General features: G+C 69.4%; 11 protein-coding genes. 3 read left to right on the top strand and 8 right to left on the bottom strand.

Going from position 1 to position 12,370, the window contains the following annotated elements:
* Nucleotides 1–102: 102 nt before the first annotated feature.
* The 7 genes from ACZ3TS_RS00215 to ACZ3TS_RS00185 form a co-directional block, all read right to left on the bottom strand.
* Nucleotides 103–786 carry a uracil-DNA glycosylase gene (locus ACZ3TS_RS00215; RefSeq protein WP_467611727.1) on the bottom strand — a complete coding sequence of 228 codons (684 nt, stop codon included), beginning with the start codon at nucleotides 784–786 and terminating at the stop codon, nucleotides 103–105.
* 92 nt (nucleotides 787–878) lie between these two features.
* Nucleotides 879–2,459, bottom strand: coding sequence for an ABC transporter substrate-binding protein (locus ACZ3TS_RS00210; protein ID WP_467611724.1), 1,581 nt, complete (start codon nucleotides 2,457–2,459; stop codon nucleotides 879–881).
* 191 nt (nucleotides 2,460–2,650) lie between these two features.
* On the bottom strand, nucleotides 2,651–3,412 hold the full coding sequence (locus ACZ3TS_RS00205; RefSeq protein WP_467611721.1) for an SDR family oxidoreductase: 762 nt from the start codon (nucleotides 3,410–3,412) through the stop codon (nucleotides 2,651–2,653).
* A 19-nt stretch (nucleotides 3,413–3,431) separates the two neighbouring features.
* Entirely contained in the window at nucleotides 3,432–4,193 is a 762-nt protein-coding gene (gene fabG / locus ACZ3TS_RS00200; protein WP_467611718.1) for a 3-oxoacyl-ACP reductase FabG, read from the bottom strand.
* Nucleotides 4,194–4,354: 161 nt separating this feature from the next.
* Complete coding sequence (locus ACZ3TS_RS00195) at nucleotides 4,355–4,738, bottom strand: DUF3037 domain-containing protein (RefSeq protein ID WP_467611715.1); 384 nt, start codon at nucleotides 4,736–4,738, stop codon at nucleotides 4,355–4,357.
* Nucleotides 4,735–5,508: a HipA family kinase gene (locus ACZ3TS_RS00190; RefSeq protein ID WP_467611712.1), complete on the bottom strand. Its 774-nt coding sequence runs from the start codon at nucleotides 5,506–5,508 to the stop codon at nucleotides 4,735–4,737. The genes ACZ3TS_RS00195 and ACZ3TS_RS00190 overlap by 4 nt, the downstream gene beginning before the upstream one ends.
* A 164-nt stretch (nucleotides 5,509–5,672) precedes the next feature.
* Entirely contained in the window at nucleotides 5,673–7,508 is a 1,836-nt protein-coding gene (locus ACZ3TS_RS00185; RefSeq protein WP_467611709.1) for a serine hydrolase domain-containing protein, read from the bottom strand.
* Nucleotides 7,509–7,871: 363 nt separating this feature from the next.
* On the opposite strand from ACZ3TS_RS00185, the gene ACZ3TS_RS00180 reads away from it, so the two are divergent.
* The gene (locus tag ACZ3TS_RS00180; RefSeq protein WP_467611706.1) at nucleotides 7,872–9,683 is read left to right on the top strand and encodes a pectate lyase; all 1,812 of its coding nucleotides are present in this window, start codon (nucleotides 7,872–7,874) and stop codon (nucleotides 9,681–9,683) included.
* An 822-nt stretch (nucleotides 9,684–10,505) separates the two neighbouring features.
* Nucleotides 10,506–11,000, top strand: a complete 495-nt coding sequence (locus tag ACZ3TS_RS00175) for a Rieske (2Fe-2S) protein (protein WP_467611703.1) — start codon at nucleotides 10,506–10,508, stop codon at nucleotides 10,998–11,000.
* Nucleotides 11,001–11,100: 100 nt separating this feature from the next.
* On the opposite strand, the gene ACZ3TS_RS00170 is transcribed toward ACZ3TS_RS00175, so the two are convergent.
* Nucleotides 11,101–11,751 carry a cysteine hydrolase family protein gene (locus ACZ3TS_RS00170; protein ID WP_467611700.1) on the bottom strand — a complete coding sequence of 217 codons (651 nt, stop codon included), beginning with the start codon at nucleotides 11,749–11,751 and terminating at the stop codon, nucleotides 11,101–11,103.
* 136 nt (nucleotides 11,752–11,887) lie between these two features.
* Here ACZ3TS_RS00170 and ACZ3TS_RS00165 point away from each other — a divergent pair, with 136 nt between their 5' ends.
* Nucleotides 11,888–12,355 carry a pyridoxamine 5'-phosphate oxidase family protein gene (locus ACZ3TS_RS00165; protein WP_467611697.1) on the top strand — a complete coding sequence of 156 codons (468 nt, stop codon included), beginning with the start codon at nucleotides 11,888–11,890 and terminating at the stop codon, nucleotides 12,353–12,355.
* Nucleotides 12,356–12,370 lie beyond the last annotated feature (15 nt).

The following is a 12,370-nucleotide window of genomic DNA, read 5'->3' as shown; positions in this document are numbered from 1 at the left end:
CCACCGGCAATCGCGGTCAGGCGGCTCCGTACGGGCGCTGGGCCAACACGGTGACGCATCATGGAAACGGCGACGGAGGGCGGGTCCGGACCCGCACGGGTTTCATCCCAGGTTCGGGATGGTCCAGTCGATCGGCTCGTGCCCCTGCCGGGCCACCGCCTCGTTGATCTGAGTGAACGGACGCGAGCCGAAGAACTTCTTCGCGGACAGCGGCGAGGGGTGCGCGCCCTTGACGACGACATGCCGCGTCTCGTCGATCAGCGGCAGTTTCTTCTGCGCGTAGTTGCCCCACAGCACGAACACCGCCGGATCCGGTCGGCCGGCCACGGCACGGATCACCGCGTCCGTGAACTTCTCCCAGCCCCTGCCCTTGTGCGAGTTCGCCTCGCCGGCGCGCACGGTCAGCACCGCGTTCAGCAGCAGCACGCCCTGCTCGGCCCACGGCATCAGATAGCCGTTGTCCGGGATCGGTGTGCCCAGCTCCTCCCGCAGTTCCTTGTAGATGTTCCGCAGCGAGGGCGGAGTCTTCACGCCCGGCCGCACGGAGAAGCACAGGCCGTGTCCCTGGCCCTCGCCGTGGTACGGGTCCTGGCCGAGGACGAGGACCTTCACCTTCTCGTACGGCGTGGCGTCGAGGGCGGCGAAGACCTCCTCACGCGGAGGGTAGACGGGACCCTTGGCGCGCTCCTCCTCGACGAACTCCACGAGTTCCTTGAAGTAGGGCTGCTGCAGTTCGTCGCCCAGAACGCCCCGCCAGGACTCCGGCAGCATGGCGATGTCGGTCACGTCAACTTCCTCCGATGTGCGGTCACTTCCAGGCCTCAGAACCTACAGGCGACCACTGACAACGGGCTCCCGGACCCGGCCCCTGGGCCGGGCTACCAGCTGGTCTTGCGGTACAGCTCCCACATCATCATGATCGTCGACGGGTCCAGCGCCCGCTCGCCGCCGGAGATCTCCCCGCTCGCCGCGACGAACTGCTTGCCCTGCCACAGGGGAAGCAGCCGGGCGTCGTTCACCAGGATCTGCTGGGCCTGCTCGAACTCCTTGACCACGTTGGCGCGGTCGCTCTCGCGCCGCGACTGCGGCAGCAGCACGTCGGTGATCTCCGGCGACGGGTAGGGCGTGCCGAGCGCGTTCTGCCGGCCCACGAAGGGGGCGATGTAGTTGTCGGGGTCCGGGAAGTCGGGGAACCAGCCTCGCCCGAACACCGGGTACTCCCCCTTCTGGTAGCCCTCCACGTACGTCTTCCAGGGACGGCTCCTGAGCGTCACCTGGAAGAGACCGGAGTCCTCGAGCTGGCGCTTGAGCTCCTGGAACTCGGGGGCGGTCTCGGAGCCGTAGCGGTCGGTGGTGTACCAGAAGGTCAGCGGGACGCGCTGGGTGATGCCCGCCGCCAAGAGGATCTTGCGGGCCTTGGAGGTGCTGGGGTCCCCGAAGTCGTCGAAGAAGCCCGTGGTGTGTCCGGTCAGACCCGCCGGGATCATGGAGTAGAGCGGTTCGACGGTGTCCTTGTAGGCGTTGTGGGCGATCGCGGCACGGTCCACGACCTGGGCCACGGCTCTGCGGACGGCGGGCTTCCTGGCCCACGGGTCCTTCGGGTTGAACACCAGGTAACTGATCTCGATGCCCGCGTTCTCCACGAGCTGGATACCGTTGTCGGACCCGCGGCCCTGGAGGGAGACGATGTCGGAGGCGCCGAGACCGCGGTAGGTGACATCGATCTTCCGGCTCTTGAGGGCGTCCACCATGCTGGAGGAGTTCTGGAAGTAGCGGATGGTGACCGCGTCGTTCTTCCGCTGGGCGTAGCCCTTGTAGCGGCTGTTCCCGGCGAGCCGGGCCTCCTTGCCCTCCTGGTAGGACTGCAGCGTGTACGGCCCGGACCCGGTGACCTTGCCGTCCTTGCGCACCTGCGTGGCGGAGTAGTCGGCCGGGTCGACGATGGACATGGCGGGGGTGGCCAGAACGAAGGGGAAGGTGGCGTCCGGCTCGCCGAGGTGGAAGACGACCTCGCGGTCGCCCTTCACCTCGACCCGCTCGAGGCTGCCCAGCAGCCCCGCCGGGCCGCCGGACACGTTGATGCGCTTGATCCGGTCGATCGAGTACTTCACGGCACGGGCGTCGAGCTTGTCCCCGTTGGAGAACGTCAGGCCCTCACGCAGGACACAGCGGTACGCCAGGTTCCCGGCGTCGGTGAACCCGCAGCTTTCCGCTGCGTCCGGCCCCGGCTCGGTCGCGCCGTCGGGGTAGTTCAGCAGGGTCTGGTAGACGTTGCGGAACAGTTCCCAGGAGCTGTCCCAGGAGGCGGCCGGATCCAGTGTGCTCGGAGAGCTGGTGGTGCCGACGACGATCGGCCCCTTGTCGTCGGAGGACCCCGAGGAGAGCGCACCGCAGCCGGCCACCAGGGATATGGACGTGATCGCCGCCAGCCGACGCAGACAACGGTTCCGGTTGAACACGCGCGCACTCCTCGATCTGCCGTACCAGGGGACGGCGGCAGACCCTACCGCAGCGCCCGGCCGACTGAGCCTGCTTCGCGCAGGGCACTTGATCAGCGCGTATATGACGACGTTGTCATCCGTCTGTGAGTCTTGTGGACCTCGACACGGGCGCCGTTCTGTCCAGGCGGCGCCCGTGTCCGGTGCTCAGCTCATCCGACCCCGGCGTTCAGGAAGATGCCGCCGTCGACGACGAGCGTCTGGCCGGTGATCCAGTCGGACTGGTCCGACGTGAGGAACGCGGCGGCGCCGCCGATGTCCGAGGGCACGCCGAGCCGGCCGAGCGGGTAGGCCGCGGCGGCCTCCGCCTCCCGGCCCTCGTACAGGGCCTGGGCGAACTTGGTCTTCACGACGGCCGGCGCGATCGCGTTGACCCGCACCAGGGGTGCGAACTCGTGCGCGAGCTGAAGGGTCAGGTTGATCATGGCGGCCTTGCTGATGCCGTACGCGCCGATGAACGGCGAGGCGGAGAGGCCGGCCACCGAGGCGATGTTGACGATCGCGCCGCCGTTGTCCTTCTGCCAGGCGTGCCAGGTCCGCTGGGCGAAACCGAGCGCCGAGACGACGTTCGTCTCGAACACCTTGCGCGCCACGTTCAGGTCGAGGTCGGCGATCGGGCCGAACACCGGATTCGTGCCGGCGTTGTTGACCAGGAAGTCGACCCTGCCGAAGACCTCCATGGTGCGTTCCACGGCGAGGGCCTGGTGGTTTTCGTCGTGGGCCTTGCCGGCGACGCCGATGACACGGTCGGCGCCGAGTTTCTCGACGGCCTCCTTGAGGGCGTCCTCGTTGCGTCCGGTGATGCAGACCCGGTCGCCGCGGGCGATGAGCGCCTCGGCGACGCCGTAGCCGATGCCGCGGCTCGCGCCCGTGACGAGGGCGACCTTGCCGGAGAGTTCGGGCAGTGCAGTCATGTGTCCGTGTCCCCTGGCCCTAGTCGAGCGGTCCGCCGGCGACGTACAGCACCTGACCGGAGACGAATCCGGCCGCGTCGCCCGTGAAGAAGGCGATCGCGTTGGCGATGTCGTCGGGCTCGCCGACGCGCTGTACGGGGATCTGGGTGGCGGCCGCGGCCTTGAAGTCCTCGAAGCCCATGCCGACCCGGTCGGCGGTCGCCTTGGTCATCTCGGTGGCGATGAAGCCGGGGGCGACGGCGTTCGCGGTGATGCCGAACTTGCCGAGCTCCTTGGCCAGGGTCTTGGTGAAGCCCTGCAGACCGGCCTTGGCGGCGGAGTAGTTCACCTGGCCGCGATTGCCGAGGGCGGAGGACGAGGAGAGGTTGACGATACGGCCGAAGCCCGCGTCCACCATGTGCTTCTGGACCGCGCGCGACATCAGGAACGCACCGCGCAGGTGCACGTTCATGACGGTGTCCCAGTCCGAGACGCTCATCTTGAACAGCAGGTTGTCGCGGAGCACACCCGCGTTGTTGACGAGGATCGTCGGCGCGCCCAGTTCCTCGGTGATGCGCGCAATGGCCGCCTCGACCTGCGCCTCGTCCGAGACGTCACAGCCGACGGCGATGGCCTTGCCGCCGGCGGCGCCGATCTTCTCCACGGTGTCCTTGCACGCGGCCTCGTCGAGGTCGATCACTGCGACGGCACGGCCCTCGGCGGCCAGTCGTACGGCGGTGGCGGCGCCGATGCCGCGCGCACCGCCGGTCACGACGGCGACCCGCTGCTCAGTGGTGGACATTGCTGGTTCTCCTCGCCCTTGGAAAGCCTGGAACACCTTCGGAAAGTCTGCGGCTCCCACGGTACGCCCCTCAGGTGAGCGACCGCTTAGTACCTTCAGCAGACGTGACGCTAGAAGCCCTGGCACCCGGTGTCAACGGCACACTCGGTGCGTGTGATCCATTACCTCACCAGAAGGTCGAGCAACCGCTCCGCCTCGGCCGCCGGATCCGCGGTCAGCCCGGTGTGCACGGGCCCGGGCTGGACGACCGTCGAGCGGGGCGCGATCAGCCAGCGGAAACGCCGCCCGGCGTCGTCGTGTGCCGCCTGCCCGGCGGCCGCGCCGCCCGCGCACACGCCCTCGACGGCGCCGAGTGCGGCGCGCACGCCTGCCACGTCCGCACCGGGGTCCAGCGCCAGCAGTCTTCCCTCGTCCAGATGCGTCCGGGCGGCGACGAACGACTTCGCGCGGCAGTACACCAACACGCCCGCGTTTATGCACTCGCCCCGCTCCACCCGCGGCACGATCCGCAGCAACGCGTACTCGAAGACGTCCCGCTCGCTCACTTGTCCCCCCGAGGGGCCTCGATGCCCCGGATGCGTTCGTGGATGTCGGTGGCGCGCCCCAGCAGCGCTCGCGCGTACGCCCGGCGCAGCTCGTCCGCGGTGTCGAAGCCGGGCTCGCCGGTCAACCACTCGTCCGGGACCTGGCCGGTCACCTCGGCCAGCAGGTCTTCGGTCACCAGCGGGGCCAGTTCGGCGGCTGCGCCGGCCACATCCGGAGCGAAAGGGGCCAGCGCGTGGTCGGAGGCGTCGTAGGGCCGGGCGGCGGAGGCCTCGGCACCGGGCCAGTTGTGGTGCCAGATCATGGTGGCACCGTGGTCGATGAGCCACAGGTCGCCGTGCCACATCAGGAGGTTGGGGTTGCGCCAGGAGCGGTCGACGTTGTTCACGAGCGCGTCGAACCAGACGACGCGGCCCGCCTCCTCGGCGCCGATACCGAAGGCGAGCGGGTCGAAGCCGATGGCCCGGCTGAGGAAGTCCATGCCGAGATTGCGTCCGCCGCTCGCCTTGAGCAGCTCCTGCACCTCCTGGTCGGGTTCGCCGAGGCCCAGCACCGGGTCGAGGCCGATGGTCACGAGGCCGGGCACCCGCAGTCCCAGCCGGCGGGCGAGTTCACCGCAGACGACCTCCGCGACGAGCGTCTTGCGCCCCTGTCCGGCGCCGGTGAACTTCATGACGTACGTCCCGAGGTCGTCGGCCTCGACGAGCCCCGGCAGCGACCCGCCCTCACGCAGCGGCGTGACGTAGCGGGTCGCTGTTACTTCCTTAAGCATTTTCCCAGGCTATCCGGTCAATTGGGCCACCGATCCAAGGACCGGCCCAGATCCCTGGCTCGCCCCGGGTCGGGCTTCCCCCTTGGGGAGGATCCGGGGAGTTGGAGCAGCAGGCTTCACACGCACCGTCGATCACATGGCTGAGACCGGTCCCGACACCCGTCTCAGTCCCGCTCTCGTGTCCAACCCGCGGAATTCACACGCGAGTTGTCGCCGGGACGGGCGTCGGAATACAGCAGTGTGCTCCCAGACCGCACCTCCAGCGCCCCGACGTACACCCCGCGCCCCACGTACCGCGTGTCCGTGGTGTACCGCCAGCGCAACAGCAGGGACGGCCCGACGGGGAGCGTGGCGTCGAGCGTGTGCCAGACGCGGCCGTTGTAGCCGGACACGGCACCGTCGTCGTGGGTCACGGGTCCCGCGCCGCCCGGCGCCCGGGTGGTGAACGGCAGCGGCTGCCAGGTCGCGCCGCCGTCGCTGGACGTCTCGGCACGCAACGCGTCGAAGCCCGGCTCGGTGTCCCACCACAGGTCGCACGCGAGCCGCGCCCCGGCAGAGGTGTCGAGCGCGGGCAGGGTCAGCGTGGCAGTGCTCGCGCTCGCCATACCGCCGAACCACGCCTTCTCGCCGTGGGCGGGGCGCACCGGAACCGCCCGCGCGAACCGGTCTCCGGCGGCCACCCTGGGCGCCGAACCCGACCGCCAGGTGCGCACCGGATGAACGGAGTTGCCCATGATGACGAGGAAGGAGTCCGTCGTGGGGTCGAGGACGATGCTGGTCCCGGTGAAGCCCGTGTGCCCCGCTGTGCGCGGCGAGGCCATCGCACCCATGTACCAGTGCTGGTAGAGCTCGAAGCCGAGGCCGTGGTTGTCGCCGGGAAAGGCCGTGTTGAAGTCGGAGAACATCAACTCCACCGATTCCTCGCGAAGGACGCGCACGCCGCCGTACGTGCCGCCGTTGAGCAGGGTTCGCGCGAGGACAGCCATGTCCCAGGCCCGGGAGAAGACACCGGCGTGCCCGGCCACGCCGTCGAAGGCGTAGGCGTTCTCGTCGTGCACCTCGCCCCACACCAGACCCCGGTCCAGCCCCGACCAGGGCAGCCGGGCGACCTCGGTGGCCGCGATGCGCGGCTTCCAGGAGACGGGCGGGTTGTAGCGGGTGGCCGTCATGCCGAGCGGCCCGGTCACCCCTTCCGCGACCAGCGCGTCGAGCGGCTTGCCGGTGACCCGCTCGAGGACCTGCTGCAAGGAGATCATGCTGAGGTCGGAGTACAGGTAGACGGTCCCGGGCTCGTTGACCGGCTTCTCGTCCCACAGGGCCTGCAGCATCTCCTGTCGGCTGCCCAGCTTGTAGAAGGCGATGTCGGCCTGCAGTCCCGACGTGTGGGTGAGCAACTGCCGTATGGTGATGTCCTGTTTTCCACCGCCCGCGTACTCCGGCACGTACCGCGCGGCGGGTGCCTCCAGTTCGATGCGGCCGCGCTCGATGAGCTGCAGGGCGACGAGCGAGGTGAACAGCTTCGACAGCGAGGCCAGGTCGTAGACCGTGTCGGATGTGGCGTCGATCTGCCGGTCGGGCGGGAACTCGATGCCGGTGTCGGTGGCGGAGTCGTAGTCCTGGTACCGCACGGCCTTGCCGACCGCCCTCTCCAGGGCGACCGTTCCCCCACGCCCGGCGAGCACGACGGCGCTGGACCAGTACGGATGTGTGGGTGACGGTCCGAGGTACCGCTCGGCGACGGCAGTGACCTCGTCCAAGTGCTCCGGCAGCAGCCCGGTCCGCATGGCGGGGCCGCGCCGCAGAGTCGGTCCGTGGCCCGCTGCCGGTCCCGGCAGCACGGCCGTCGCGCGGCCTCCGCCGTCCGCCACCGCCGACCCGGTCCCCAGGGGCGCGACCACCAGCGCCCCGCCGAAGGACAGGACTCCCGCTCCGAACCGGCGCCGGCTGAGCGGACCCCGACCGGGCCCGCTGAGCTCAGCGGGCCGTTCCACCTGCTCCATGGAACCTCCGAAAGAAGTTTTCATTCCGACCCTCGCGGCCTGAAACTTTCCTTCCTCGACAGTGTTCTGTCAATCCCCGTCCGTCACAGGCGTATTGGGTGAGCTATAGGTGGCCTGGCGGATCGAACCGTACTGCGGAACAGGGCAGGCCTTGGGCGTTATGGTTCCGGTATCAAACTCATGTCCACATACTTGTCCGACCATGGCGAACTCATTACCGTCCACCCAGGCATGAAGCGCCCGTGTTCATGTCGATGGACCGGGCGACCGGGCGGCGAGAACAGGACAACGGAGTGCAACCGCTGTGCCGCCGGAGCCGCGCCCACCTTCCGGACTACGCATACGTGAGGAAGGCACTTCGTCGTGAAGAACTTGAGCCGCCGCACGTTCAGTCGACTCGCCGTCAGCCCGTTGCTTGCCACGCCCGCCGTGACCCACCCGGGACCGGCCGCGGCATGGTCTCCCGGCACGGCCCGGACCAGCGCCGATCAGCGGACCGAGACGATCCGCGCCATGAGCGGAGCCGCCGCCTATATGGACGGCACCGTCTCCTATCGGGGCGGCTATGTCTGGAACTATCTGCCCGACCTCTCGGTGACGTGGGGCGAGATGCAGGCCAAGCGCACCATGTGCTGGGTTCAGCCGCCCGGTACCCCATCCGTCGGGCACAGCATGCTCGACGCCTACCACGCCACCGGTGACGAGGTGTTCTACCGGGCCGCGGAGCACACCGGGCTCGCCCTCGTGGACGCCCAACTACCGGTCGGCGGATGGAACTACATCCACGACTTCGCCGGCGAGAAGTCCCTCAGGGACTGGTACGAGACCATCGGCGCGAACGGCTGGCGGCTGGAGGAGTTCCAGCACTACTACGGAAACGCCACCTTCGACGACGCGGGCACCTCTGCCGCCTCCCAACTGATCCTGCGACTGTACGTGGAGCGCCGCGATCGGCGGTTCGAGCGGGCCCTGGACCTCGCGATCGGTTTCGTGCTGAGCGCCCAGTTCAGCAACGGTGTCGCCGACGGCGGCTGGCCGCAGCGCCACCCCGCGTATCACGGCTCGGTCAGCCGGATGCCGTGGCCCGCGCGGCGGCCGCCATGGCTCCCCGGCGACGTGACGCACGGGATGGAGGACGGCGACTACACCCAGCACGTCACCTTCAACGACGATGTGCTCGGCGAGAACATCAAGTTCCTGCTGATGTGCATCTCCGCGCTGGACCGGCGCGACCTGATCGATCCTGTCCGGCGAGCCATGGAATGCCTGCGCCGGATGCAGCAGCCCGGGCCGCAGGCCGGCTGGGGACTCCAGCATCTGTCCCGCGCCAAGTACGGCCGTCCCGCCGGAGCACCCGCCGGCGCCCGGTCGTACGAACCGCGCGCGCTCACCACGCACACCACTCAGACCAACATCCAGCAGCTGTTCCACTACTTCCGGCTGACCGGCGACCGGAGGTACCTCAGCCGGATCCCGGAAGCACTGGACTGGCTGGACAGCTGTCGGCTGACGCAGCGCCAGATTTCCGAGAACCCGCTGCTGGCCGGGCGCACCCACCCGACCTTCGTCGAACTGGGCACCAACCGTGCCCGCTTCGTGCATCGCTTCGGATCCAACATCCGCAACGGCGCCTACTACCACGACTACGACCACCGCGACACCCTGAGCCACTACTCCGCGGGCCGCTCCGTCGACGTGGCGGGACTCCGCGCCGGATACGAGCAACTGGTTTCCATGACACCGACCGAGGTGGCCGAGTTGCGCGCCCGGTCCCCGCTCACCAGTGGTGAGCCGATCCCCCTGCCGCGCTACTTCTCCCTGCGCGACATCCAGCTCTCCGACCTGCTGCGCGACGCACCTCTCCCGCTGCCGGTGGTGTCGGATGCCGAGGCGGCCTCCCTGGTCGCCGGACTCGGCGACCGGGACCACTGGCTGACCCCGCTGGAGGCTGTGACCAACCCCTACCTGGGGCCCGGCACGCGGGAGCCGTACGACGGAAAGGCGTACATGAGCAAGCATGTCGGCGATCTCCGGGACACCTCGCCGTACAACCCGCAGGATCCGCCGGCCGAACCGCCCTACCAGCCGCGGGAGGCCCCGCTGGGCATCAGCTCGGCGGCCTACGTCGCCAACATGGCCAAGCTGATCGGCTACGTGGCACGGCCGACGAGCTGAGCCGACGGGCGTCTGCGGCCGCGCCACACCGTCCGTCCACCCCACCTGTCGAGCGGGGTGGACGGACCACATGGGACACCAGGCGACACTCCGCCCCCGGGGAGGGTCAGCCGTGCGGACGATCGGTCAGCGCGACGTCGAAGACGTGCATGATGCCCCGGTCGGTGCCCTGTGGCAGAACGACGGAGGCGACGCGCTTGGCCGGGTCGAGGGCTGTTGCCCTTGTTCTGAGAGGCGTCCAGCCGGGTGCCGATGAACTGGTCCACGGCGTGAAAGGGGTCGATGGTGCTGCTCCCGGCCACTGCCGTGCCGGGCAGCAGACCGGCCGGCACGCCGCCCAGCGCCAGCACGCCGACGAGCAATCGGCGCGAGCGGACGCCGGGTCGCGGCCGGGCTCCAGAAACTGATCTCCACATGGGTGTCTTGATCCTCTGCAGCCGTCAACAGGGCCCCGTGAGCGGACTCGCGCATCAACGGGCCACCTTGGTGATCAACCGCGGCGCGCAGACAGACCGGCGGCAGCCGTCGCTTGAATCCCCGGGGAACCCCACCGAACACGGTCACGGACCGGCCTCGGCCCGCGTTTGCACACAGACCGGGCAGCGGCGGCCCGCGGTTGAGCATCCCCGGGCCACTGGCGTCTCGGTGGCCGCCGGAGGCGGGCTTTCGCCTTCCGGGTCCCTCTGACAGCGGAACGACAGCCGTGTCTTACGCCCGCCTGATCTCGAAGCGGTCAAGATCTCGACAGCATCTGAACAGCTACTGCTCACAGGCCGTACCACTGTCCAGAGGTACGAAGCATCCGTGGAAGGGAACGTCAGCATGACCAGCGAATCGCTCCACCCCGTCCCGGCACCGGCCCGCCGCACCGTCGTGGCGGCAGTCGGCGCGACGGGGCTCGCCGTCGCGCTGACGGCATGCGGGGGCTCGAACGACAACTCGTCCTCGGGCTCCTCCAGCACACAGGACACCAGCACCGCCGGCAGCGGCAGCACCGGTGGGGGCAGCACCGCCGAGGGCAGCTCCGGCGGCACGGCGCTGGCGAAGACCTCCGACATCCCCGAGGGCGGCGGCAAGGTCTTCGCCGACCAGGGCGTGGTGGTGACCCAGCCGTCGGCGGGCACGTTCAAGGCGTTCTCGTCCAAGTGCACCCACGCGGGCTGCGCCGTGAAGGACATCTCGGACGGCGTGATCACGTGCCCCTGCCACAACAGCCAGTTCTCCGCGACCGACGGCAGTGTGAAGAAGGGGCCCGCGACCCAGCCGCTGGCCGCCGCGAACATCACCGTGTCCGGGGACGAGATCAAGCTCGCCTGATTCGTAAATAGATCGCGTCCAAGGTCGAGAACCCCGATCCGCCTTCGATTTACAGGCCAACAGGGTGGGGCTTGGCCTCCGGACTACTGACCCGGTGCCCTCACGCCCGCGCCGCCCGGCGCGGTGGCTTGAGGGCGGCCAGCACCTCGTCCGTGGTCGCGACCGTGGCGACCAGCGCGAGGGTGTTGCGGATCATCGCGGGGGTGTAGTCGGAGGGCACCCCGGCGATGGCGTCCGCGGGCACGACGGCGGTGTAGCCCCGGTTGACCGCGTCGAACACCGCGTTGGGGATCGCCACGTTGGCCGAGACGCCGGTGACGATGAGGGTGCGACAGCCCAGGTTGCGCAGCAGCGCGTCGACCTCGGTGCCCGCGATGGGCGACAGGCCGTGCAGCCGGCGTACGACGAAGTCCTCTTCCGTCACCTCGATGGGCGCCGCGACGCGCACCGCCGTGGTGCCGGTCAGCTGCTGCACCGGGAGCCGCTGGGCCGCGCGGAAGAGGCGGGCGTTGTGGCTCGCGCCCCGTCCGTCCGGGCGGCGCTCGGCGATCGCGTGGATCACCTGCACCCCGCCCTCGTGCGCGGCGGCGACCAGCCGGGCCACGTTGGCGAGCGCACCCGAGGAGCGTGCCTCCTTGGCGAGTTCGGGCAGCGCGCTGTCCGGGCCGACGACGCCCTGCTGGCACTCGACGGTGAGCAGCACCGTGGTCGCGGGGTCGAGGAGTTCTGTGAGCGGTTCGTGCGACGGCATTGTTCCCCTTGTCGTCGACGGTCGGAGGCGGCGAGAGTAACGACCATTGCGGGTGGACGGAAGACACTTCATTCTTTTCTGACGTGATGTCAGAGGATCTCTCTGGCACGACGTGGGAGAAGAAGAGGGGGACCGGATGACCGACACGCAGCGCCGGGGTCGGAAGATCATGATGACGCCCGGTGAGCTGGACGATTTCCTCGCCACCCAGCGCACCTGCCGGGTGGCGACCGTGTCGGCCGACGGCGCCCCGCACGTGAGCGCCCTCTGGTTCGCCTGGGACGGCACCTCACTGTGGCTGTACTCCGTCGTGCGCAGCAAGCGCTGGGCCGATCTGAGCCGCGATCCGCGGATCGCCGTCGTGGTCGACACGGGCGAGGACTACGGGCAACTGCGGGGGGCCGAGCTGTCCGGCACCGCGGAGTTCGTGGGCGAGATCCCCCGCACCGGGGAGCTGTGCGCCGAGCTGGACGCGCCGGAGACCCTGTTCGCGCGCAAGAACTTCGGTCTTGAGGAGATGCCCTACGACGGCCGCCACGCGTGGATCAGGCTGACGCCGCGGAAGATCGTCTCCTGGGACTTCCGCAAGCTCGGGGCGCTGTAACCGGCCCGTTCGGGT

The sequence above is a fragment of the Streptomyces sp. NPDC022910 genome (assembly GCF_055561075.1).
Note: the sequence above shows the minus strand (reverse complement) of the source record. Positions and strands in the feature narration are given on the sequence as shown.